Raw genomic sequence first — 23653 nt, 5'->3', positions numbered from 1 at the left:
CTACTCGGCCGCAACCTGTTCTGCATCTCGGATCAACCCACGCAGAACGGGCGGTGTGACAGGCAACGCCGCAATTCTAACGCCGTAATTCTGAAGTGCATCCTCGATCGCACTGGTCAGGGCAGATGGCGCGCCCAAGCGTCCGCCTTCGCCGCCTCCCTTGATGCCGTATTCGGTATAAGGGGAAGGGGTTTCCACGTGCCCCAGCTTGAAGTTGCGCGGCATTTCATTGGCGGTTGGCATGGCAAATTCTGCAAAGTTCGGGTTGGTAAACTGACCATCCGAATTGTAGTGGAATTGCTCGCTAAGCGTCGTGCCGATGCCATTCGCCGTGCCGCCCCAGACCTGCCCTGCCAGCGTGCGCGGGTTGACGATGGTGCCATTGTCATGGACCGCCGCATAGTCCAGCAGCTCAACCTTGCCAGTGCCGGGGTCCACTTCGACGGCCACGATGTGACAGATATGCCCAACGATGGGATAGAAAATGCCAAGGTGCTTTCGGTCTTCATCCGGATCGGTGGACAGCGGGTGGTCATAGACAGCGGTGGTTTCCAGACCACTGTCAAATTCCTCACCATCGGGAAAGCTAAGGCGGAAAAAGCTGGAGGTCAGGGCAATTTCGGCAAAACTCTTCTCCTGATCTTTCAAGCCTTTCACTGCCACCATGCCATCCCGCAGCTCTAGGTCTTCGGGTCGGCGTTGCAGCATATGCGCCCCAAACCGTTTGAGCCGTTCTTCGAGCTTGATCGACGCACTGACACATGCGCCCGCGATCATGGCGGTAAAGCGACTGCCTTGCGGTCCTACTCCGTTAAAGCCCGATTGGCTGTCAGAGTAGTTGAACACGATGTCCTCAGGGGCGACAGTCAGACGCTCTGCAAGAATCTGCGTCACAACGGTTTCCGGCGAATTGCCGACCATCGGAGAATTCAGCGTAATGAACAGCTTGCCCGATGGATCAAACCGCGCTGTGATGCCTTCGGGCGTGGAGGTCAGGGTAAAGCCGGGCGTGGCTTTGTTGTTCAGGGACCACCACTCGGTCGGACCGTAGACGCTGCGCTCCATACAGGTGGCAAGACCAACGCCCACACATCGACCCTCTGCACGCATCGCCTTGGCCTTTGCGCGCCAGCCGTCGAAATCAAACATCTCCTTGGCCTCAGACAGTACTTTCTGGAAGTTGCCGCTGTCATAGATGTTGCCCGTTGGGATCATGTAGGGAAACGCATCGGGCTGGATCATGTTCTGTTCGCGCAGCTCAACCGGGTCGCGACCCAACTCGTCTGCGGTGGCATCTACCATGCGTTCCATCACCCAGTTGGTCACCTCGGAGCCAAACCCACGATAAGGGCCCTGCTGACATTTGTTGGTCAGCACCGCCACGACGCGCATGCCAAAGCTGCCGATTGTGTAGGGCCCGGTCACCTGTGCCATAGCATTGCCATGGGTGCCGACGCCGAATTGCAGGTAAGCGCCATAGTCATCAAGCACGGTAAAGCGCAGCGATTTGAACGTGCCGTCCTTGTCTACCGCAAGTTCGGCATCATACAGTCGGTCCGACCCGTGGCTGTCCGAGTTCGTAAAATGCTCCAGCCGGTCCTCGATGTATTTCACCGGCACACCTGCAAGGCGCGACAGACCACCCGTCAGGATGATGATCTTGTGCGAGAATACCTTGGACCCAAAGCTGCCCCCTGTGAGGGCAGGCACGATGCGCAACTCACCCGGCGAAACGCGCAGCGAGCCACCAATCACAAAGGGGATGAAGTTATAGAAGTTCGAGTTGCAGTGGATCGTATAGCCACCTTTGAATTCGTCGTAATGCGCGACGACACCACTGGTTTCAATCGCCTGAGCGGACGAGCGATGCCAGCGTAGACGGCGCTTGATGATATGATCTGCGGCGGCAAAATCTTCTTCCACCGGGCCAAAGCTAAAGCTTTCATCCAAAGCGACATTGGTTTCGCGGTCGTCAGGATGCAAATGAGCATCACCGGTTGCCGCCGCCGAGGCTTCCAGATCGACATTTGCTGGCAGGATCTCCCACTCGACTTCAATCAACTCCGCTGCATCTTCGGCGATGTATCGATCATCCGCGACGACGGCGGCAACCACTTCGCCCACATGGCGCACCTTGCCTATCGCCATTGCGTGTTGCGGAACCGGCGGCGAGGCAAAGCTGGGGCAAGGGTCAACCACGCTGGCCAAGTCCGCACCGGTGTAAACCCCGATCACACCGGGCAGCGCTTTGGCCTTGGAGGTGTCGATACTGATGATGCGTGCATGGGCATGCGGGCTGGACACCATCGCGGCATGGGCCATGCCGGGCATTTTGAAATCGTCGATATAGCCGCCGTTGCCCGTCAAGATGCGTGGGTCTTCAACCCGTTTGATGCTTTGACCGATCCATGTCAGGCCCGCGCGCGGTGCTTCGCGTTGGCGGCTGGGTGGAATTACGTTTGTATCAAGATGCGATGCCATGAAGATCTCTCCGTTGGTGCTTCAGACGGGCTGAAGCGTGTTTTTGATATCTGCATCCCGCATCGCCTTGGCGGCAGAACGGATGGCGTTGATGATGAATTCATAGCCCGTGCAGCGGCACAGATTGCCCGAAATCGCCTCGCGAATATCTTCGTCGCTTGGATCGGGATTGGCCTCCAACAGTTCCTTGGCCGCGGCCAGCATGCCCGGCGTACAGAACCCACATTGCAACCCGTGCTCTTCCCAAAAGGCCTGCTGAATGGGGTGCAATCCGCCCTCAGTGCTGTAACCCTCGACGGTGGTAATCTCTGATCCATCGGCTTGCACAGCAAACATGAGGCAGGAACGCACGGCCTTGCCATCGACGATGACGTTGCACGACCCGCAGACACCATGTTCGCAGCCCACATGCGTGCCGGGCAGTTCCAGTTCATGGCGGATGAAATCAGACAGCAGCATGCGCGGAGCGACGAAAGCCGCGCGCATGCGTCCGTTCACTGTGAGGTTGATCGTTTTTTTGGTCATCTTCCCCTCCATCTATAGGCCTGCCCGCTGTGTTGCGGCGCTCAAAACGCGTGGCAGCAAGGCCCGCAAAAGATCACGACGGTATTCGGCGCTGATATGTTCTGCATCAGGTGGATCGGCAGCCTCTGCGGCGGCTTTGGCGGCGGCCTCAAAGACGTCCGCGTCGGGCATCTCACCTTCCAAAGCGGTTTCCTGCGCTTCAAGCCGGTAGGCGTGATCGCCCAACCCGGCGACGGCAATACATGGCGCAGTGATGCGCCCGTCGACAATGCGCAAGGTTGCTGCAACCGAGGCCCAAGCGTAATCACCCTTGCGCATAGCGACCTCTTCAAACCCCCAGCCTGTGCCCGGTTGGGGTATGGGAATGCGTATTTCTGTCAGCATTTCATCCGCGTCCAACACCGTCTCATATGTCCCCAGAAAGAAATCCCGCGCGTTGACGTGTCGCGCGCCAGAGGCTTTGGACACAACCATGGTCGCCCCCAACACTTGCATCAGCGCGGGCATTTCCGAGGCCGGATCCGCATGACACAGGTTACCGCAAAGCGTCCCACGATTGCGAACAGCCGCGTGTGCGATCCACGCATAGGCTTCGGTCATGATGGGCAGATGCTTGAGTATCAGGCGTGACGCTTTGATATCCCCGTGACGTGCCAGCGCGCCGATCACGACTTCGCCGTCTTCCTCACGGATATAGTCGAGGTCGGGCAAACGATTGATATCAATCAGACGCTCTGGTGTGGCCAGTCTGTAATTCATCATCGGAACCAGACTCTGCCCACCTGCCAGAATGCGTGTATCCGTTCCGTCCCCCAGGAACGCCAGAACGGCCTTTAGATCGGTGGGACACTCATATTCAAATGCGGATGGTTTCACTCTTTCTCCCCTTCTTGGTTAACCGGCAAATCGCGGCTCCGGCACACCCTTGATCCCGAGCCCGCGAATGCGGAAAAGGCTTCCTGCGCCAAACTGCGGCTTGGTTTGTTTTGCAAAACCATCGTGCGTCGCAGGGTGGCTGACCCGCGCCATCGATGTGATGTAAATATCCATCAGGTCTGGTCCGCCAAACATCACAGAAGTGATGTTGCGCACCGGCATGGAAATTTTGCGATCCACGCTGCCATCCGGCGCATAGCGGATCAGATCCCCCGAGATGACTTGCGCATTCCACAGGTAGCCTTCGGCATCAACGGTGGACCCATCTGCGAAACCTGCGTCGTCATCGGTTGAGGCAAAGATGCGTTTGTTGCTGGGGGTTCCTGTCTCTATATCGTAGTCATAGGCCCAGATTTCGTTCTTGAACGTATCTGCGAAATAGAATGTCGTATCATCCGGACTCCAGCAGGGGCCGTTTGAGCAAATGATGCCGTCTTCGACTTTGTGCAGGCTAAGGTCTGGGTCCAGACGCCACAGCCCGCAAATGCCCAGTTCTTCCTTGTCGTCCATGCCACCCGCCAGGAAACGGCCCATCCGGTCGCATTTGCCATCATTCAGACGGGCGCGTGTTGGATCGTCATCGACACTGGCGATCAGGTCGATCGCTCCCGTCACAAAATCAAAAGCGTAGAACCCGTCCGACAAGGCCAGAACCGCCCCATCGTTTTCACGCAATGCCATGGCACCGACATCTTTGGGCAGCGGCCAAGATGTCACCTCGCCGGATTTGGGATCGAACCGCCAAATCGCGTCCTTGCCAACGCGCGGACCCGTGCTGTCCACCCAATAAAGCACACCCGTCTCGCCGTCCCATAAAGGACCTTCTCCCAGATGGTTTTCACAAGGGATCAGGCATTCGATTGAAAATGTTTGTGACATGTATCCGAAGCCTCCCAATTTGGATTTCGACTCGCTCTCTTTAAAACACTTGCATTTTTTATACATACGTACAATAAATAAATTAACGGTCACTTTTAACGCAATAAACAGGAGGCTTTGATGCTGACAGCGCTTGACCACGTGAACCTCTGCACGCCTGATCCAGAGAAAATGATCGGTTGGTATGAAAGCGTCCTGGGTCTAAAACAGGGCTATCGTCCCGATTTTCCGGTGCCCGGCGTGTGGCTGTATTTGAATGACACGCCGGTCATTCACCTGGTCGTGGACACCCAACCTTTGTCGCGCGATCCGTCCTCACTGGAACATTTTGCATTTCGGGCACAGGGAATGGCTGCGTTCGAACAAAAGCTGATCTCATCGGAGGTTCCATTTGATCGGCGAGATGTCCCCGGCACCAATATTGTGCAGTTCAACCTGACAGACCCTATGGGCAATCACCTGCATGTCGATTTTCGAGAAGGTGAGTGAGAACAGCTAAGAAACTCAGCCTTTTCATACTAGTGCGGTAGCTTCATCCAACACCAGAGGCAGCACAACACTTACCTTCCAAAACTTGTTGGAAACCATCAACCAAGCAGTACCATCAAAGTTGATACTGGGATGTCATTTGCAGGCGGATGCAATCTTAGTGTCAGCTTAGTGCTGATGTATGGGGGAGGGAATTGGAGGGCAACCATGCCAAGTTTCCAACTTTTCAGAGCCACCTCGAAACAACGTCTTGGAACAAGAGCTGGATCATCGGACAGAAACGACCAGACGACCGGTCTGGTGAAATCTGCCGCACTGCCTATTGAGCGTTGCTGCAAATGCGAGTGTTTTCTGCGACAGCAACAGCCGCATCCGCATCCGCATAAGGCTGCTTGGCCCCGCACGTTGTTGGTTCACCTTTCACTTAGATACGCGCACGCCACGAATGTCGGCTAAGCGCGGTGCAACCGCAGCAATTGAAGACCACGACCAAGGTCTGAAATGGGCCGCCCTCATCCGAGCGAATTACGCCTAGCGCCTAAATGCTGCGCTTGCTCCGGTGACGGTAGTGAGCCCATTATTCCGGATGCTGCGCGTTGCACAATTTTCCGCATCCAGAGATTTCGCTGGGAAATGTTTCTTTGAATTGTATGTTTGCAAGAGAACCGGAGGAATGAAACGTGATTGACAGTGGAGCGACGCTTGCATGAAGGGATCGGCGGCTCTCCCAGTGTTTGGCACGCGGCTGAGACGCGTGCGCACCGCCGTGCGACTGAAGCAGGACGGGTTGGCTGAGCTGCTTGGCGTTGATCAGGCGACCGTGTCCAGATGGGAAAGAGGCGTCCAAACGCCAGAGGCTGATTTGCAAGTCAAGGTTTTCCAAACACTATTGCCTTATCGTTCAGATGATGCAGCATTGCGCCGCTTGGTCGAAACGTCTCCTGAGTGTGTTCATCTGGTCGATGAAGCAACCCATGTCTGTCTCGCCTATTCTGCTGTTCGCGCCCGCGACTGGCAGGTCGGACAAAGGGACATGTTAGGTATCTCGCTCTGGCAGTTTGCCACTGAGGAGATCCAGAAGGCGGAGCATGAATTGGACTCCTCTGATTGGTGGTCAGTGGTATCGCCAGAACCCAGATTGTTTGAGACCTCTCAAGCCAATTATCGCGACATTAGCATCAGTGCGGGTCAGATCCTGTGGGAACGCGTCTACCTGTCAGACGGCACTCCGGCACGGCTCGTCAGTGGTCGGAGCCACGCTGCATAATTTATGCGTGGGTCAGCGGCCCAAACACCTGTAGTTTGCGCACATGGCTGGAGTTTCTAACAAGATTGCGCTGATCATCGCGCTGTGGGTCGCTGGTATTCTGGCGGGCGGGCAGTTTGCAAAAGTATCAGTCATTTTTCCCGAATTTCGATCGCTGTACCCTGAACAGACCGATCAAATCGCATGGTTACTGACGCTCGTAAGCGTTGTTGGTGCCATTTTTGGAGGGGCAGCAGCCAGTCTGGCGAACCGATTTGGACTAAGACACGTTCTTATTGCATCACTGATAGCGGCTGGTGGCCTGTCTTGCTGGCAATCCACCTATCCCAGTTTTGCGCTCATGGCTGCATCACGGGTGATCGAAGGTGTGACACATCTCGGCATAGTCGTGACTGCGCCAGCTTTGATGGCCGAGATCAGCTCCGAAAGGTGGCGCGGGACCAGCATGGCGCTGTGGGGCACTTTTTTTGGCGTTTCTTTTGCGGCATTTGGCTGGTTTGGCATCCCTTTTGTAGATGAGTTCGGTATCAGTGGGCTGCTCCAACTTCACGGCGTCAGCCTGTTTGTCGTGGCGACCCTCATTTGGTTTCTGCTCAGAACGCATAACGTATCTGACAGTTCGGGCAGCGGATCGCATCCGAAACACATGTCTGCGTTCTTGGCCTTTCAAGATGCGAGGGTCATTTGGCCTGGTGTCGGATGGCTCTTCTATACACTGACGTTTCTGGCCTTGCTGACCATCTTGCCATCCCAACTGTCCGAAGAACTGCGGCCACAACTCACGACGGCGATGTCCTTGGTTGGAATTGCCGCAGGTCTGATCATACTGCCGATTGCCTTGATACGTTTCAAGGCCACAACACTGGTGTTTGCGGGTTTCCTATTGGCGGGCACAACCGCAGCCATCGGCGTATGGATTGATCCCACGATGCACGCAATAATGCTTTTCGCGATCTTAGGTCTGATCCAAAGCGGAACATTCGCAGCGGTGGCTCAACTCAATCATACAACCAATGCGCGGACGCTTGGCTATGGTGTGATGGCTCAAACAGGCAACTTGGGAAATCTCATTGGAACGCCCTTGTTGTTGTCCGTTCTGGAGACATCCGGTCATGGCACGCTACTTTTCACAACGTCAGCGATCTACGGCGTAGGATTTCTCACGCTATTGTATGTCGCAAGGCGCATACAAGATGTTGAGAGATTAGGCTGAGATCGAGAGGTGGCCACGACCATCCTCGGCGCAACAGACATTCGGAACACTGCGCCAAAGGTCGGAACAACCCCGCTATGCGAGCCGCGAACGCAGCATCTGGGACCTTGATTGAATGATTTCCAAGGTCCCTGCTGCGCTGTTGGGTTTAACTCTGACGCCGTGCATTGAGTGAGCACCCTTGTTGATGATGCCCCGTTCGCCCGCCACGATTTGCCCGTGCTGATGAATAACGCAAAAGTAGCTTTTCCAATCCCAAGCGGAGCGCACTGCGTTGTAGGCAGAAAAGGTGGCGCAGGCTTGATCGTCAGGATCCACCAATGCGATAGTCTGCATAGTTTTCTTTTTCCATAGCAAGCAGATGTGTCAGACTGGATGATCTCAAACTGCGCTTGTATCGAGCGATTTTCGATAGACTGTAAAACTGGTGTCTATGGCAACTTGGTCATAGAGGCGCATCGCGGTCTCGTTTGACGCATGCGTATGCCAGTAAACACTGTGGATTTCGGCTTGCCTTGCGCGTTCGAATACCTCGGTGATCAGATTACGCCCAAGGCCGCCCCCTCGCGAAGATGGTTCTGTAAACAGATCCTGAAGGTAACATGTGTCGTCAATCATGATTGTATTGAGATGAAACACATAATGGGCAAGCCCCCGCAGTCTGCCGTCTTGCTGCGCCACGAGACAATGCACTGGCGTCTGTGGGCTGAGAAACCTCTGCCACGTTGTCAGGGTGATTTCTTCCGAAAGGGCGGTCGCGCCCTCCCTCCCATAGAATGCGTTGTACTGGGTCCAAAGGTTGCACCAGAGATCAAAGTCCTGCTCGGCTGCATCCCGAATGACGATACCATCGGTCATCAACTGCAGTCTCTCGTCGAAGGGTTCATTTGCCCATCACAGGACACCAAATACCGGCGTACTGTTTCTGCCATCCCATGCGAAAGCGCGTCGCAAAAGAGCGCATGCCCTATCGACACCTCATCAATCGACGGCACTCTTCCAACCAATCGGGCTGTTCCCTCAACTGTCAGGTCATGGCCGGCATTGATGCCCAACCCCTCATTTGCAGCAGCACGCGCCGCATCCTCAAGACGGTCAAGCGCGCGGGTTTGAGCGACCGGATCGTCATAAGAACTTCCATAGGGTCCGGTGTAGAGCTCAACACGATCTGCCCCTGTTTCGGCTGCAGCTTTCATATGCGTCGCATCCGGGTCTGCGAATAGAGCGACGCGGTGCCCTTTGGATTTCAAATCAGCAGTGATGGGCATCAAAAACGCCTTTTCAGCCGTGAAATCCCACCCATGGTCGCTGGTCGCTTGCACAGGATCATCAGGGACCAGTGTGATTTGATCCGCCCGGACGTCGTGAGCCAAAGCGAGAAAATCGGAGGTCGGAAACCCTTCTACGTTGAGCTCCCGGTCAGGAAATTCAGCATCCAACATCGTGCGAAGGTCCCAGACATCAGACGGCCTGATGTGGCGCTGATCGGGCCGCGGGTGCACCGTGATGCCGAAAGCTCCGGCTTGAAGCGCTGTGCGAGCCAGCCCGACGATATCCGGCCACGCATGATCGCGGCGATTGCGCAGGAGTGCGGCAACATTCACATTCACAGACAAGTGCGTCATCGCTTCATTCCAGTCGGAAGTTGCGCACATGGTCGGGCAGGTTCACGCTGGCCAGATTGCGCGGATCGGGGATCGGTGTTCCGATCTGGGTCGTCACCGGAATAACCCCCGCCCAGATGGGCAATGCGTAATCTTCTTCTTCATCCCCCGGATGACCTGTTCTGACTTTCGCACTTCCTTCGGTGATATCCATGCCCAACACCATCGTCGCCTTCAGGTCCTGTGCGTGATCGGGCCGCAGAGTGTCATAGCGGCCGGGGAAGAGCCCGTTCACAAAACGTCGAAGATGTTCCAGCTTTGCCGCCGGATCCTCGACTTTTTGCGCCTTGCCGAACAACATAACTGAGCGCGTGTTTGCAGAATGATGCATGCCCGAGCGGGCCAGAACAAAGCCATCAAGAATGGACACCGTCAAACAGACCTCTGCGTCTTTTGACTGGCGCAATGCACGACTGGCCGAGGAACCGTGCCAATAAATGCGGTTTCCCTCACGCCATTGAAAGGTGGGTGTCACATACGGATGTCCGTCGATGATGTAACCGACGCTGCACATGGGTTGGGCGTCAAGAATGGCGTTGATAGTCTTGCGATCAAAGTGCCCGCGCTGATGAATGCGGCGCAGGCGGGACTTCTCTGTGACGTTCAGGGTGTCATCCATAACGGGGCCTTTTAGTTTGATTTCCTTGACGACAGGTAGCGGTTTATTGGATACTTAGAAATGTCCAATACCGTAAATAAAAATCAGTCCAATTTGGATGCTGCCCTATTTCGGCTCAATCTGGACCGTTCGTCGCACATGAGCCTTCAGGCACAACTCATCAGCGCTCTGCGAACTTTGCTGAACGAGACGCAGGCCCCATCTGGTCTACGCCTTCCGTCAAGCCGCGTCCTGTCACTGGAATTATCGGTGTCCCGGACAACTGTTGTCGGGGCGTATGACCAGTTGATCAGTGAAGGTTATCTGCACACGAAAATGGGCGGCGGCACGTATGTGGCGGATCAAATACCGCACCTTGCGCCACCGGTGCGTACCTCGAACGACCGCCCGGAGCCGCTGCAAGCGTGGGTGCCCTTTCAATCAGGCATCCCTGATCAGTCGCTGTTTCCGCACCGGCTTTGGTCCCGGCATATCGAAAAGGCATGGGCGAAGCCTGACAGCGCTTTGCTTGGCAAGCCCGATCCGTTTGGCTGGTATCCTTTGCGGCAAGCGATCAGCAATCACCTGTCTGCTTGGCGCGAGCTTGACTGCCGGCCCGAGCAAGTCTTAGTGACGTCCGGCGCATCGGAGGCATTCGAGATCATCTTTCGCGGCGTGCACAGATCGGATGCACATGCCGCCATCGAAGACCCCGGTTGGCACACATTGCGCCACGTTCTTGGCTCGCTTGGGGCGCAAGTACAACCTATCCGCATTGATGAGCACGGATTTGATGCCGACAAGATTACAGGCGCAGCTTCAGTGGCGATTGTCACGCCGTCGCGACATTATCCGACAGGGATTTCCATGCCAATGCCGAGACGAACGGCGCTGCTCGCCTGGGCCGCGCGGGCAAACGCGCTTATCATCGAGGATGATTATGACAGTGAGTTTCGGTATCAGGGCCACCCCCTGCCGTCGCTGGCTGGGCTGGATGGCTTGAAACGATCAATTTATCTCGGCAGTTTTTCGAAATTGCTGAGCCCTGCGTTGCGTCTTGGCTATTTGGTTTTGCCAGATGCGCTGATATCGTCCGCGCAGGACTATCTGGCCCAGTTTGGGTCGCGCGCGTCCCTTGTACCGCAACCTGCTTTGGCCACATTCATGGAAAGTGGAGAATTTGCCGTTCACCTGAGACGTATGCGACGCACCTATGCGAGGCGACAAGCACATCTGATTGCTGAGTTGCAGGAGTCCGCAAGTCTGATCAATGTTGCGCCGGATCCTTCTGGTATGCACATTTGCGCATCCCTTTTGCCAAGTCTTCGACATCACGCAACGGACAAGTTGATCTCAAACACTGCTCGGGAAAAGGGTCTGCATGTGAAGGCTTTGTCTTCGCATTGCATCCTGCCCGACCCTCCACAAGGCCTTGTCCTTGGCTATGCGGCGTTCGATGAGATGATCATCAGTACGGCGGCTCATAAGCTGAACCAACTTCTAACCGAACTTGCAAAAGCAAACGGTTCAAATGCTAGAGGATAGTGAAAAGGAGACATTGGCGCGGTCCCAGCGAAAGCTCGTTTTGTCCCGCTCTTGATACCTTCGGCAGCACCCAAATCGAGTAGCTGCAGCGAAAGGCGACCATGAAGAGTGCCGCCGCAGCATACCAGACAATCGGCAAATGTCAGCTTTGGTCCGTCCGTGTCTCAATGGCCGTAAAGGGTTGATCGCCTCGCAGAAAATCGGCGCGGCATCCAGAGTTGGCAGAATGGCCGGCTGTCGCTTGAAGCTTCTTTCTCGATGGCCTGCCTCTGACCTATACGTGTTGCTCTACTGCTGGATGCTTTCCAAATAGACCAACAAGCCAGCAAGCTCTCTGGGTGTTGGTGTCAGCACACCTTCTATGTCCACCGGAACGAGATCTTCAGCCATCTCTCCGCCAAACTGCGGCATGACGCGCGCAAGATGGCTGTTTTGCGGGTCGCCATAAATGTAGCTCAGTGCACGTGCCGCTGGAAACCGGTCATCGTTTTCTGCGCTCAATAACGTCAGATTGGGTGGCAAGACGGCAAGCCCGTCTGCGGTGGTGCCCACCCCTTGGCCACCCGCGCCATGACAAGACACGCAGTTTGCAGCGAAGAACGCCGCGCCGTCAGCCCGGGTGGGCATCGCTTCATCTTGTCCGTCCGGGCTCATACATGACGCCAGCGCCATTAAGGTGCTGCCGAGCACAAGCAAGGCCAAATTTGTTCTTCGCATATTCGCTGCTCCGTTTTGTTGCTGCGTGATGTTGGCTTACACCCCCACGACACCAACCCCCTCGTAAAATCACGGAGACGGGCGGTGGGCTGTTCGAAAACATCAGACAAAGTCCCGGGTTGGGGGCAAGCCTTTCCACGCCAGGTACTCCGAATTGCGCATTCGCTGGGCGAACGGCCCGAATGATCTTCGCGCCTGCGCCATGTTAGACTGGGAAGTTCTCATCTGCTTCCTCCCCGCCGTCTTCTTTGATCTGACCATCCAGCCAGTGCTCTGCAGCGGCGGCGGCCGAGAGCGGAAAGCTTTTGATCTCAAACGAGGGGATAACCGCGCCTTCGATCTCCGCAACCGTTCGAATCCATGCGACGTCGGAAAGCACCGCACATTTATCAAACTTGTTGATCAAGCCGAAGAGTTTTGGCATCTGCCGCAGTTCAACGGCGAGCGCACCCATGGTCGGCATCTCAAAATCCAGAACCTTATAGAGCATCTTACCATGGGTGATATCCTTCGATTGCTCGATCAGGTCGTCGAGCCCCGCTTGCATGGCCTCCCTGTCAAGAGCACCTGAAAGTTCCAAGTCCAGACGATCTGCCGATAATTTCGAGATTTTCAACATTTTCAGAGACCTCCTCTCCTGTCAGCAAAAGCTATATGCTTTGGGCCTGCGTGTCGTTGACCCACATCAATAACGTTCCGTCTATGTTTAAAGTGGCACTGCGAATGTCTCATCTGGGCCACCCGTGACGGCGACCCGTCAGCGCTAGATCTCGATCGCTTCGTCAATGCTCAAGGCATCCTCAAGTTCCACACCAAGATATCGGACTGTGCTGTCCGTCTTGGCGTGGCCAAGGAGGAGCAGAACAGCTCTGAGGTTGCCGGTCTACGTGTAGATCTGAGTAACCTTGGTTCTGCGCTTTGAATGAGTTCCATGCGCGCTTGCCTCGGAACCGATCGAAGTCACCCAATCCCGGACGATCCGCGCATATTGGCGGGTCAAAATGTGCAGATGCTCATGGAAACGGCAGACCAAAGGTGTTCAGAACCAACCATTAGATGGTCTTCCATCCCCTTTTCGACCGAAGCGCATGTGCCTTCTGAAATCTCGAAGCGCACAGGTTTCTATGTATTGCTCTGCAGTACCGATACCCGCTCTTTGATCTGGCCGGACGTCATGACATCGACGATTTTCATCTTGACCAGATCGCATCCGCGCAGCTTGCTATCGATTGCCATGTTGAACAGTGCGAGGTCGCGATGGTTCTCGGCAAGTTCAAGTCGAAGTCGGATTGTCCATACATACTTTGGCTTTGGCGGGCGTTTCTAACCGACAATGCGACACTTGTTCCATGCAGGGCGAAGTGCGCAAACGGCTGGCAGGTTTGGTGTTTCCATAACTGATCCTCCGATCCGCCATGCCCTCCCAATGACAACCCGACGTTGACAAGGCACCATATCACAACCTTGCTGCGCTGTCTTCGAAGTCGGCAATGAGCCCAAACTGCATGATGCTGCATGGCGGACGAACGACTGCTCTCGTTCTATCGGTTCGAAGGGAGCGCGTGTTCGTCGATACCCATGCGGTCGGCTTCATACGCGACCCCCCAGTCAATCAGTATTGACCAAATATGTGACGCGAGCGCTTCATCCAGTCCAGCTTGAGATGCTCTCCGACGGACGGCTGCCAAAACCTGAGCAATTCTGTCTTCTGTCTTGGGTGGTAAGCGCTCCACAACTTTGAGGACAGTAGCTCGGTCGACATACTGGCAACGTTTCGCGAGAAGTAAAATCAGTTCATCATCGATCCTGTCGATTTCGTTTCGAAGCTCCGCCATAGAGTTGCATTGGTCTGGTGTCTTTCTCATCTTCAAACCTCACGTTAGTTGCTTTGAATGGCCAGCCGCATGGCCAACAATAGGAACGCAGCTGAGAAACCCCTCTTTAGCCAGGTAAAAACGGATGGCGTCCGCTGAACATAGAGCCGGACCCTCGATGCAAACGCGCCGTAAAAGATGAAGACCGCAAAGGTCATCGCCATAAATACAAAACTCAAGATGAACATTTGCGCCAACGGCGAGGCACTATCGGCAGGAATGAATTGCGGCAGGAACGCCAGAAAGAAGATGGACAACTTGGGATTCAGGATGTTGACTAGGAATCCTGTCATAGCCACTTGATTGAGCGGGCCGGTGTTCCCTTCTGCTTTGAACTGGATCGGACCGTCGTCCTTCAGGATCGACCAGGCCAGATAGAGGAGATAGAGAATGCCCGCCCATTTGAAGGTCTGGAACAGAACCGCGCTGGTATGCAGAAGCGCTGCAAGCCCGGCGATGGCCGCTGCCATATGCGGTATGATTCCGCAGGTGCAGCCCGCTGCAGCGGCAAAGCTAGCTGCCGTGCCTCGGGCCAGGCCCACACCGACAGTGTAGATCACGCCTGTGCCCGGCGCGACAACGACGATCAGGGAGGTGATCAGGAATTCAACCCACACGACCACCGCCTCCGGCTTTTCCCGAAGCAAAGATGGCATCAGGGTGCAGTAGTAACTCCGTCTGGCCTGCGACCTCGAGAGTGTCAGCGATCAGCGCCGAGAGTTCATTCGTGAGCTTCTCTACATCCTCTGCGCCGCCTTCATGCATTGCTTCCGTAACGATCAGGGCGCTTTTCGTCTCGGCGGAAACAGCCGATTTGCGGCTCTGACGGTTTGCCCATCGGCGTGCGTGGGCGTAGCCGTCGTCGTCCGCGAAGATGACCTCGCCCGGGTCTGGCGTTTCAGTCTCGCCGGAAAATGCGATGTAGGTTTCGTTGCCTTTCGCTTGCCTCACCTCAAGATCACCAGCCACATGATCGAGATCGAATACTGCGACAGGAATAGCGTAGGCCACGGAGGCGGCGTTGCACAGGTCAATCAAGGGATGCAGCGTAGGCAGCGAACCATTCTTTCGCAAACGTCTTAGCAGCGCCTCGGAGGCACAACGATATTGGGTTGGTTTCAGCCCCATCGTTGAATAGGCACGCCGCCAAGCCTGTATCTCGGGAAAACCGCCTTCTACCCCCGCTTTCAGCCGCATCAAAGCCCGCGCAGTCAGTGTCGCGACCTCAGCTTTAGCCATGGCATCCGGTCCGATGCCGTCCAGTTCGACGACCCCCGTCACCCTGTCAGGGAAGGTGTGCTGCATGTATCGAGAATAGAGAAATTGCATTCTGTCCCTCATTTTTAGGACAGCTTGCACGACTTAAGTGCATTGGTATTGAACGATATTGCAGGTCAGTGGATGGCTGATCGGGCAAAGCATCCCGGCGTCAGACCTAGCTGGCGGGAGAAGGTTCGTGTCAGATGGCTTTGATCAGAGAATCCGCAGGCAATGGCCGTGTCTGCAAGCGATGTTCCTGCCATGATCATGTCTTTCGCCCGTTTCACGCGATGCTGGGTGAGATATGCATGGGGGGTTGCTCCCAACTCGCGCGCAAATCTGCGAAGAAGCTGGAACTTGCTGGTGCACGTCTCTGCCGCAAAATCAGCGAGAGACAGAGGCGCTGCCCAGTTCTGGAATATCATATCGAGGACGGTCTGGACTTCGTTCGAGCGGTGGGAGGCCTGAGCAATGTTGTCGCTTCCAGTTGGCTGAAGCTGCTCGGCGAGCGCTAGGATCATCAACTGCTCAGCATGATCTCGGTTGGGTTGGTCAAGCGTCGTGGATTTGATAGCATCTACGGCCAGCCTCAAAGCACGTCTGGACTTGTTGACCGGACGTGAGAACTCCGCATTTTCAACCGGAATGTCGCTGAGTTCTGCAATCGCAGCGGGAGTGAGATATAACATCCGCCAGTGGCGTGGGTGCCCCTCGCGACCAGTTCCGTCATGCAATTCGGCAGGGTTCACTGTGATCGTATCGCCTGCCTCAGCCTCCACCAGACCGCGACTACTCCAACTTTCCTGCCCTCCATCGACAACATATCCGAACCCGAACTCGTCGTGAGAATGGCGTGGGAATGTGCGATCCGACTTGATCGAGATCGCGTCTATCCCGGGAAGAATGGTTTGATGGCGCGCTGATTTGTGCATAAGCTTTGATAGCATAGATGCTTTGCAAAGGTCTATTTGCAACGGCCAAGATACTAGAAACCGGGCATTCTAACGCGCGCAAAGGACGGCAGCTTTGTCCGCACTGCCGACCTCTGGTCTTTTAGCATGCTACGCTACGGTTGGACGCCCGCGGTTGGGGCGAAATACTGCAATGCAGGCATCGATTGCAGTATCGTTTTGAGGGTAGACAAGCAGTTAGCAATGTCTGTTAGTGGGCGGATGAGCACTGTCGCTGCCACTCCTCAATCTACAGATCGTATACTCGTCGGTGTGGCGCTTATGCTTGGGTTCTGTTTGACCGCTCCTTTGTTGGATGTCGCCGCAAAGCTTGCTTCAGCGAGCGTGCCAGTCGGACAGATTACAGCGGCGCGATTCATTGTACAGTGCGCTCTTATGGCTCCCTTTGTCTGGGCGATGGGAGTGTCCTTGCGCGTGCCGCAAGGACAGATCTTGACCCTCATCGCCCGAGCCTTGCTTTTGCTATTCGCCACATTTTGCTTCATTGCCGCAATCCGCGTAATGCCGCTTGCCGATGCCCTGGCAATCGTATTCGTAGCCCCATTCATTGTTTTGTTAGTCGGCAAGTTTTACCTTGATGAAGAGGTTGGTCCACGCCGGGTCGGCGCGGCACTTGTGGGATTTGTCGGTGTTCTGTTCGTCATCCAGCCCAGTTTTGTAGCCTTTGGTGCGATCGCTATAATTCCTCTTGGAACCGCAGTCGCCTTCGCCGCCTACATACTTGTGACGCGCAGCCTGTCGCGACGAATGCATCCCGTAGCATTGCAATTTCACACAGGCCTGATCGCCAGTCTGTTTTGTCTTCCGGTCTTGCTGCTGGCAAAAGGTTCCGGATCAGCGCTATTTGACCCTGTCTGGCCGGAAGACATTGCCTGGCTTTGGCTCTTCGGAGCCGGATTTTTTGCAACTGTGAGCCACATGATGATGACCTATGCTCTGTCGTTTGCACCATCTGCAACAGTTGCACCTCTGCAGTACTTCGAACTGCCGGTGGCAACTATATTTGGGTATCTGGTGTTCAACGATTTCCCAAACATGCTGAGCCTGCTCGGCATCGGAATAATCATATCTGCAGGGCTGTACATGATCCATCGTGAAAGGATCGCAGCCAGACAGTTGATCACAGCACGCGCAGCGACACTAGTCTAAGATCACATCCACCGCCCATAGCCGAGCTTAAGTACTGTTTGGAATTGCTGCAGTCGCGGCCCGCGTCCCAAACATTCGCTGCAAGCACCAATTCAGGGGTTGGTCAAAGAGCGGTCTGCGGGACAAAGCGCCCTTTGACCGCAACTGCGCGACGGTCTGCTTAAGGAAAAATTCTAAACCAGAGATGATGTGCACCAAGAATTCAGCTAAGGCCCTTACTTTTCCGAACAAGAGCCCCCGACAGTTAACGCGCTTATCGATTCCTGAATGGAGTACCGGTCAATTCGGAAATGCCGGTAAAGATCCTTGATCAATCCGGTCTGGCCAAAGTGCTCAACACCGTGGGAAATAGTTTTGTGGCCCGCAACCGCGCCAAGCCATGACAGTGTTGCAGGATGACCGTCGATGACTGTGACGAGGCTGCAACTGCGGGGCAATTCACCCAAAAGCTTCTCAATATGGCAGATAGCCTGCCCGTTGCCACGTACGCGTTCCCGTTGGGCGGCGGTCCATCCTGCATTGAGGCGATCCGCTGACGTGACGGCCAGTACCCCGATGTCACGGCGATATTCGCCAATCATACCAGCGGCGGCGATTGCTTCGGGTGCAACGGCACCTTGGTAGGCAATGACGACTTCACAATTTGGCCCCGGCTTACGCAACCAATAGGCCCCATCAATCGCGCCTTGACGAAACGAGTCATCAACGCGCGTGCCGGGCTGTTCGATGGGGTTTGTCGTCAGTCGCAGATAGACCGAGCCACCTGTTTCATCGCGCAGCCATGTGCGCTCGTCTGGATCGCCACTTCCATCGCGTTGCATGTAATCAAAGGCCCATTTCATGATCACTGCCAGTTCATCGACAAAGGCCGGTTCAAACGCGGCGAGCCCGTCTTGCGACATCCCGATCAAAGGAGATGCGATGGATTGGTGCGCGCCGCCTTCAGGGGCCAAGGTTACGCCCGACGGTGTGCCCACCACCATAAAGCGGGCATCCTGATAACAAGCGTAATTTAACGCATCCAAACCGCGAGATACGAAAGGGTCATAGACCGTGCCAATAGGGATCAACCGTTTGCCAAAAAGCGAATGGGACAGCCCTGCAGCGCCGAGCACCAGCATCAGGTTCATTTCCGCAATGCCGAGTTCGATATGCTGGCCGTCCGGCGCAAATTCCCATTTCGCCGTCGAAGGGATGCGGTGATCTCTGAACGTGTCGGCCTGCGCGCGGCGTGCAAACAGTTTGCGGCGGTTCACCCACGCTCCAAGGTTCGTCGTACCCGTCACATCCGGTGACATGGTCACGATACGAGCGGCCAAGCCACTGTCGCCTTTTGACAGATCATCGAGGATTTTACCAAATCCCGTTTGTGTGGAAATTTCGCGATCACTGGTCATCGCGATTTGCGGAACGGGCAAAACCTCATCACTAAAGCGCCGTGGTCCTTTGGCGAAGAAGGGCACGTCTTTGAGGTAGGCTGTGAAAGCTGAAACGTCATCAACCGTGGCGAACAGCTCCCATTCAGCCCCCTCTGGCACGCCCATGTCAGACTGCCACGCGGCCATTTGCGCCTTTGTCATCAAACCGCCGTGGTTGTCTTTGTGTCCGGCAATCGGCGTACCCCATCCTTTGACCGTGTACGCCAAAAAGCAAACCGGCCGGTCGTGGTCCACCGCTCCAAAAGTCGCCGCCATTGTCTCCACGCAGTTTCCGCCAAGATTTTCCATCAACGCGGCCAATGCATCGTCATTGCGTGCGTCCAGCAAGGCCGTCACATCACCCTGATCACCCAAATCATCCATCAAATGTTTGCGCCATACGGCACCACCCATGTAGGTTAGCGCCGAATAGAGCTGGTTCGGGCACCCGTCGATCCACGCGCGTAGCTTGTCGCCGCCCGGCTCATCAAAAGCGGCCCGCTGCAAAGCGCCGTATTTGATCCGAACAACATCCCATCCGAACGCTTCGAATACCTTCTCCGCGCGCTCAAACAGCCCTTCCCGCACGATGCCATCAAGCGATTGACGGTTGTAATCAATCACCCACCACGTGTTGCGCAGATCATGTTTCCAACCTTCTTGCAGACATTCGTAAATGTTGCCTTCATCCAGTTCCGCATCACCCATCAGCGCGATCATTCGGCCCATGGGAATGTCCCTGCCCCACGTCTTAGCGTGGACGTAGTCCTGGATGATCGACGCAAATGACGTGATTGCCACACCCAGCCCTACCGAACCCGTTGAAAAATCAACATCATCGGTATCTTTGGTGCGCGACGGATAGCTTTGTACGCCACCGAACCCTCGAAAATTCTCCATCTTTTCGCGTGTCACATTTCCCATCAGATAGTGCATCGCATGATAAATCGGTGAGGCGTGGGGTTTGACAGCGACGCGATCTTCCGCTCGCAGCACCTCAAAGTAGAGCGCAGTCATGATGGAGACCATCGAGGCGGACGATGCCTGATGCCCGCCGACCTTGATCCCGTCCTTCTTGGGGCGCAAGTGGTTGGCGTTGTGGATCATCCAATGGGACAGCCACAACAGGCGCTGTTCTACCGTCTTGAGATGGGTCAAACCTGCGGTACTCCACCCTTCAGAACAGTGATGAACTGTTCGGTGTCGATATTGCCACCGCAGTGGATAACGCCGACACGCTTGCCGCGCATCGCTTCGCGTTCCTGCATCAAGGCTGCCAATGGTGCGGCACCTGCACCTTCGGCGACATTATGCGTGCAACGGTAGTAAGCCCTAATCGCCTCGGCCACTTCCGCATCACTCACTGCAACGATCCGCTCCGCTCCCTTGGAATAGATGTCAAAGGCACCCTGCACCGGAATGCGCACGGCCATGCCATCGGCAAAGGTATTTGCCGAATTCGTCTCAATCAGTCGACCCACTTCAAAGGATAGTTTGGCGGCCTGCGCCTCAGTAGACACGACACCGACGACCTTGGTTTTCAACCCCAATGCATCGCGCACGGTAATAACTGAGCAGATGCCAGACCCGCAGCCGATGGGCACATACACAGTGTCCAGTTCAGGCGCTGCGGTGAAAAACTCGAGCGCATAGGACGCGACACCGCGAACAAGTTCAGGGTGAAACGGCGGCACGGGGGCCAGCCCTTCGTCCTCGGCAACGCGCATGGCCTCCATGCGGGCAACGTCGAAGTCGGGGCCATACACGATAACCTCGCCACCGAACGCTGCCATGGCCGCGTTCTTTTCTGACGAATTACCTTCGGGCACATAAATCTTGGCAATCAGCCCTGCAGCCGACGCCGCGCGGGCTTGGCTCTGGCCGTGGTTGCCACGTGTGGCGGTGCAAATGCCGCGTATATCAGGCTGAGAGCGTTTCAGATGGTCGATATACGTCACCCCGCCGCGTACCTTAAAAGCACCCGTTGGTGTATGGTTTTCGTGTTTCACCCATACCTCGGTGCCAATTTCTTGGTTCAACAAAGGCCACGTATATTGCGGCGTTGGCGACATATGGTGATGAACAAGGCCAGCGGCGGCTTCTAGTTCGGTACGGTTAAAGAGTGGCATCGTGGAGTCCTTCGAGATTATTCGAGATTTAGCAGAAAGGAGAACTCATATTCTCGCAACTTTCGTTTATTGAGGTCATAATATTGGATGTATCCTTCAGGTTCTTTTGATTTTGTGACAGAAAGCATCGTAATGGATGATATTGACAAACGAATCGTGCGCCGTCTGGCTGCTGATGGCCGCATCAGCATGAGTGACCTTGGCGACGCCGTTGGGCTAAGCGCCACACCTGTCGCGCGTCGCGTGCGGGCGCTTGAAGATGGCGGTTTGATTACCGGTTACAACGCGCGCTTTGACGATGACGCGCTCGGGTATCCTGTGACTGTCTTCGTCTCGGTGCAACTGGACAAACAAGTCGATGAAGCACTTGCAACATTCGAGGCAGCCGTCGCTGCGTTCGAAGAAGTTCTCGATTGCTGGCTGATGACTGGAACGCGCGATTATTTGATGCGCATCGCAACAACCGACCTAAGGGAATTTGAACGGTTTTTAACTCAAAGACTGACAAAAGTGCGGGGCGTATCTTCCATCGAGTCATCAATTCCATTGCGGCGGGTTAAGGCAAAGGCGTCAAGAATTCCCTAGGGATCGCGTTTTGATCTCTTTAGAAGCCGACATTCGCTGCGTTGCAACAGCCTGGTAGAAATGGGATCTTTGCGGCCCAATGCATATGCAGAGATAATGCGTTTTAGTGCTTTAGGAAAACCGCCATCCGGCTCGTTGCTACGCTCTTGGCCATACCAAGGTCGATAGTACAGTGCGTTGCCTCAATCCCCGCGAAAGACGGCAATGCTCCTTTCGATGAGAGCATCGGGTGGAGCAGAAAGGTGGTGCCCGCGTAGTTAAGCTTGGCCGTCGCGTTACGATAGAAGTAGTACATGGTCTGCTGCGGCATGTGGACCGCACCGAAGCGGATATAGGTCTCGTCTATTACTCGGCAGGCGGTCACGAAGTGATTTGTTACGAGGGCACATGCAATTCAACACTTGTTCGGCGCAGATGTTTTTCGGCTCGTTTTGATCCGTTCAGGTCCGAATTCCTGAACCCCGCGGTAAACCGTGGATCGAGCCACACTCACGCCAGGCTCAGCCAGCAGATCCACAACGACTTGATACGGCAGCGGATACCGCAATTACCAGCGCGCAGCGCAACGGATGACGTCTTGCGGAAATCGGTGGTGCTTGAACCATGATTTGCGTAGCATACCGGTCCCCAAAATCGGAAACGTGGCCAAGAACTTCAGTTAATACAAAAGCTTCACTGAAAGGCATCGAGGCCCGCAGATCAAAAAAAGGACCACTTTGCAGATAACGAAACGGGTGTCCTGATCGAGACCGCCTTCGCCGGAAACCTGTTCAAAGAGGCTACATAAACAAATAGGTGGATGGATGCTGTTGCACCAGACCAAACTAATGCAACAGTGCCTTGCAGAGCATACATCATCGAATCCGTCGAAAACAAATGCAACCTAACCCGCCACCGAACCAACTTGTCCCAGTTTTCTGGCTGCGCCATTTGGTCGATCACTTGGGTCCCGGCACACCTCATGTGAGTTCGGTCCTTTGGGACCTCGGTCTGGATCGCCTGGATCTCACAGATCCGGAGCAAAAAATCGACCAGAGAAAGGAAGCAGAGTTTCTGGACGCCGTATCGCGTCGGAGCAATCAACCCTTTCTGGGCGCTCAATCGGGAATTCGCCTCGACGTTCGCAAGACAAGCCTCTTGTCCTATTTGCTGTTCAATTCTCAAAACTTGGATCATGCGCTTCAGAACCTTGTGCGCTTTCTTCCCCTGATGCGGCCTTCCTCGAAAGTGAGCATGACGCGCGAAGCAGACAAGGTCTCGGTCCATTTCGCCAATCGGATCAAAGACGTCGCCATGAATGCGCAATATGTTGAGTTTTGCGCAGCAATGCTGATCAACTCGATGCGCCGGGCTTCAGAGAGCGCCATTTGTCCTGTCACCGTCACCTTTGCTCACCAGCGATCCGCTGATGCCGGAATCCTAAATGACCTTTTCAGTTGTCCTGTTTCGTTTGACGGGGCGGTAACCACGGTTGTCCTGCGCTCGACTGACGTTGGGCGGCCAGTGATGAACCGAGATCCGAACCTTTATCGCGAGATGTTCAGCTATGGACGGATTTTGTTGCGTGACACTGCGCCGGCGTCATTGAGCGTGGAGTAGTTGGTCATCAACTACGTCGCAGATCATCTTACGAGAACCCCTCCCGGAATTGAAGAAACGGCTGATGCGCTTGGGTTGTCGCGGCGCACATTGGCCCGCCGTCTTGCACGCAACGGCACCAGTTACAGCATGCTGCGCGATAATCTACGGATCTCTGCTGCGCGGCAAATGCTTGCCGAGACCGACAGGCCACTGGCAGAAGTCACCTATTTGCTGGGGTATTCCGACCAAAGCGCATTTGGCGCCGCCTTCAAAAGGGCCACCGGTCAAACACCAAACCAGTATCGCCTGTCCTACCGCGTTGTTGACTGAGCTCGACAAGATGTTCCCGTATGGCGTGTATTCAACAGAGAT

General features: G+C 55.2%; 25 protein-coding genes and 1 pseudogene. 9 read left to right on the top strand and 17 right to left on the bottom strand.

What is annotated here, in order from left to right:
- Genes K5Q35_RS08190 through K5Q35_RS08175 form a run of 4 tightly spaced genes read right to left on the bottom strand, consistent with a single transcriptional unit; the run spans window position 1 to window position 4821 of the window.
- Window positions 1-2481, bottom strand: a complete 2481-nt coding sequence (locus K5Q35_RS08190; protein WP_220799190.1) for a xanthine dehydrogenase family protein molybdopterin-binding subunit — start codon at window positions 2479-2481, stop codon at window positions 1-3.
- Between the two features lie 21 nt (window positions 2482-2502).
- Window positions 2503-3006: a (2Fe-2S)-binding protein gene (locus K5Q35_RS08185; protein ID WP_220799189.1), complete on the bottom strand. Its 504-nt coding sequence runs from the start codon at window positions 3004-3006 to the stop codon at window positions 2503-2505.
- Window positions 3007-3018: 12 nt separating this feature from the next.
- Window positions 3019-3882, bottom strand: coding sequence for a xanthine dehydrogenase family protein subunit M (locus K5Q35_RS08180; RefSeq protein WP_220799188.1), 864 nt, complete (start codon window positions 3880-3882; stop codon window positions 3019-3021).
- 18 nt (window positions 3883-3900) lie between these two features.
- Window positions 3901-4821 (bottom strand): SMP-30/gluconolactonase/LRE family protein, encoded by a 921-nt coding sequence (locus K5Q35_RS08175; RefSeq protein WP_220799187.1) that lies wholly within the window; start codon window positions 4819-4821, stop codon window positions 3901-3903.
- A 120-nt stretch (window positions 4822-4941) separates the two neighbouring features.
- On the opposite strand from K5Q35_RS08175, the gene K5Q35_RS08170 reads away from it, so the two are divergent.
- The 3 genes from K5Q35_RS08170 (at window position 4942) to K5Q35_RS08160 (ending at window position 7790) form a co-directional block, all read left to right on the top strand.
- Window positions 4942-5310, top strand: a complete 369-nt coding sequence (locus tag K5Q35_RS08170) for a VOC family protein (protein WP_220799186.1) — start codon at window positions 4942-4944, stop codon at window positions 5308-5310.
- A gap of 706 nt (window positions 5311-6016) precedes the next feature.
- Complete coding sequence (locus tag K5Q35_RS08165) at window positions 6017-6577, top strand: helix-turn-helix transcriptional regulator (protein WP_220799185.1); 561 nt, start codon at window positions 6017-6019, stop codon at window positions 6575-6577.
- Window positions 6578-6620: 43 nt separating this feature from the next.
- Window positions 6621-7790, top strand: coding sequence for an MFS transporter (locus tag K5Q35_RS08160; protein ID WP_220799184.1), 1170 nt, complete (start codon window positions 6621-6623; stop codon window positions 7788-7790).
- Between the two features lie 75 nt (window positions 7791-7865).
- Here K5Q35_RS08160 and K5Q35_RS08155 read toward each other — a convergent pair whose 3' ends face one another.
- The 4 genes from K5Q35_RS08155 to K5Q35_RS08140 are packed head-to-tail and all read right to left on the bottom strand — an operon-like array spanning window position 7866 to window position 9968.
- Window positions 7866-8126 carry a hypothetical protein gene (locus K5Q35_RS08155; RefSeq protein ID WP_220799183.1) on the bottom strand — a complete coding sequence of 87 codons (261 nt, stop codon included), beginning with the start codon at window positions 8124-8126 and terminating at the stop codon, window positions 7866-7868.
- A 45-nt stretch (window positions 8127-8171) separates the two neighbouring features.
- On the bottom strand, window positions 8172-8648 hold the full coding sequence (locus K5Q35_RS08150) for a GNAT family N-acetyltransferase (protein WP_013963096.1): 477 nt from the start codon (window positions 8646-8648) through the stop codon (window positions 8172-8174).
- Window positions 8648-9415, bottom strand: coding sequence for a pyridoxine 5'-phosphate synthase (locus K5Q35_RS08145; RefSeq protein WP_220799182.1), 768 nt, complete (start codon window positions 9413-9415; stop codon window positions 8648-8650). The genes K5Q35_RS08150 and K5Q35_RS08145 overlap by 1 nt, the downstream gene beginning before the upstream one ends.
- A gap of 4 nt (window positions 9416-9419) precedes the next feature.
- Entirely contained in the window at window positions 9420-9968 is a 549-nt protein-coding gene (locus K5Q35_RS08140) for a pyridoxamine 5'-phosphate oxidase family protein (protein ID WP_259650518.1), read from the bottom strand.
- On the opposite strand from K5Q35_RS08140, the gene K5Q35_RS22635 reads away from it, so the two are divergent.
- Both K5Q35_RS22635 and K5Q35_RS08135 read left to right on the top strand, forming a co-directional pair.
- Entirely contained in the window at window positions 9936-10088 is a 153-nt protein-coding gene (locus K5Q35_RS22635) for a hypothetical protein (protein ID WP_259650519.1), read from the top strand. The two genes, K5Q35_RS08140 and K5Q35_RS22635, sit on opposite strands and share 33 nt — an antisense overlap.
- Before the next feature lie 45 nt (window positions 10089-10133).
- A complete protein-coding gene (locus tag K5Q35_RS08135) occupies window positions 10134-11597 on the top strand; it encodes a PLP-dependent aminotransferase family protein (RefSeq protein ID WP_220799181.1) in 1464 nt (487 codons plus the stop codon).
- A 288-nt stretch (window positions 11598-11885) separates the two neighbouring features.
- Here K5Q35_RS08135 and K5Q35_RS08130 read toward each other — a convergent pair whose 3' ends face one another.
- From K5Q35_RS08130 to K5Q35_RS08100, 7 genes and pseudogenes are all read right to left on the bottom strand, one after another.
- Window positions 11886-12314 carry a cytochrome c gene (locus tag K5Q35_RS08130; RefSeq protein WP_220799180.1) on the bottom strand — a complete coding sequence of 143 codons (429 nt, stop codon included), beginning with the start codon at window positions 12312-12314 and terminating at the stop codon, window positions 11886-11888.
- Window positions 12315-12519: 205 nt separating this feature from the next.
- Window positions 12520-12933, bottom strand: coding sequence for an STAS/SEC14 domain-containing protein (locus K5Q35_RS08125; protein ID WP_013963101.1), 414 nt, complete (start codon window positions 12931-12933; stop codon window positions 12520-12522).
- Window positions 12934-13077: 144 nt separating this feature from the next.
- Window positions 13078-13604, bottom strand: a pseudogene (locus tag K5Q35_RS08120) (tyrosine-type recombinase/integrase).
- 251 nt (window positions 13605-13855) lie between these two features.
- On the bottom strand, window positions 13856-14149 hold the full coding sequence (locus K5Q35_RS08115) for a chorismate mutase (protein WP_259650517.1): 294 nt from the start codon (window positions 14147-14149) through the stop codon (window positions 13856-13858).
- A gap of 44 nt (window positions 14150-14193) precedes the next feature.
- Window positions 14194-14844, bottom strand: coding sequence for a LysE family translocator (locus tag K5Q35_RS08110; RefSeq protein WP_220799178.1), 651 nt, complete (start codon window positions 14842-14844; stop codon window positions 14194-14196).
- Window positions 14795-15517, bottom strand: a complete 723-nt coding sequence (locus tag K5Q35_RS08105) for a B3/4 domain-containing protein (RefSeq protein ID WP_220799177.1) — start codon at window positions 15515-15517, stop codon at window positions 14795-14797. The genes K5Q35_RS08110 and K5Q35_RS08105 overlap by 50 nt, the downstream gene beginning before the upstream one ends.
- A 65-nt stretch (window positions 15518-15582) precedes the next feature.
- Window positions 15583-16395, bottom strand: a complete 813-nt coding sequence (locus K5Q35_RS08100; RefSeq protein WP_220799176.1) for an AraC family transcriptional regulator — start codon at window positions 16393-16395, stop codon at window positions 15583-15585.
- Between the two features lie 225 nt (window positions 16396-16620).
- Between K5Q35_RS08100 and K5Q35_RS08095 the strand changes: the two genes are divergently transcribed.
- The gene (locus tag K5Q35_RS08095; RefSeq protein ID WP_220799445.1) at window positions 16621-17568 is read left to right on the top strand and encodes a DMT family transporter; all 948 of its coding nucleotides are present in this window, start codon (window positions 16621-16623) and stop codon (window positions 17566-17568) included.
- A 215-nt stretch (window positions 17569-17783) separates the two neighbouring features.
- Here K5Q35_RS08095 and K5Q35_RS08090 read toward each other — a convergent pair whose 3' ends face one another.
- The gene (locus K5Q35_RS08090) at window positions 17784-20093 is read right to left on the bottom strand and encodes a transketolase (protein WP_259650515.1); all 2310 of its coding nucleotides are present in this window, start codon (window positions 20091-20093) and stop codon (window positions 17784-17786) included.
- 47 nt (window positions 20094-20140) lie between these two features.
- Window positions 20141-21115, bottom strand: a complete 975-nt coding sequence (locus tag K5Q35_RS08085; RefSeq protein WP_220799174.1) for a threonine dehydratase — start codon at window positions 21113-21115, stop codon at window positions 20141-20143.
- A gap of 132 nt (window positions 21116-21247) precedes the next feature.
- Here K5Q35_RS08085 and K5Q35_RS08080 point away from each other — a divergent pair, with 132 nt between their 5' ends.
- The 3 genes from K5Q35_RS08080 (at window position 21248) to K5Q35_RS08070 (ending at window position 23611) form a co-directional block, all read left to right on the top strand.
- The gene (locus tag K5Q35_RS08080) at window positions 21248-21700 is read left to right on the top strand and encodes an Lrp/AsnC family transcriptional regulator (RefSeq protein WP_201766505.1); all 453 of its coding nucleotides are present in this window, start codon (window positions 21248-21250) and stop codon (window positions 21698-21700) included.
- A gap of 930 nt (window positions 21701-22630) precedes the next feature.
- The gene (locus K5Q35_RS08075; RefSeq protein ID WP_220799173.1) at window positions 22631-23299 is read left to right on the top strand and encodes an AraC family transcriptional regulator ligand-binding domain-containing protein; all 669 of its coding nucleotides are present in this window, start codon (window positions 22631-22633) and stop codon (window positions 23297-23299) included.
- Window positions 23300-23611: an AraC family transcriptional regulator gene (locus K5Q35_RS08070; RefSeq protein WP_220799172.1), complete on the top strand. Its 312-nt coding sequence runs from the start codon at window positions 23300-23302 to the stop codon at window positions 23609-23611.
- The last annotated feature ends 42 nt before the right edge of the window (window positions 23612-23653 follow it).

The organism is Roseobacter sp. OBYS 0001 (assembly GCF_019654895.1).
GTDB classification, from domain to species: Bacteria; Pseudomonadota; Alphaproteobacteria; order Rhodobacterales; family Rhodobacteraceae; genus Roseobacter; species Roseobacter litoralis.
The sequence above is the reverse complement of the archived record's forward strand: the minus strand, read 5'-3'. Positions and strand labels throughout refer to the sequence as shown.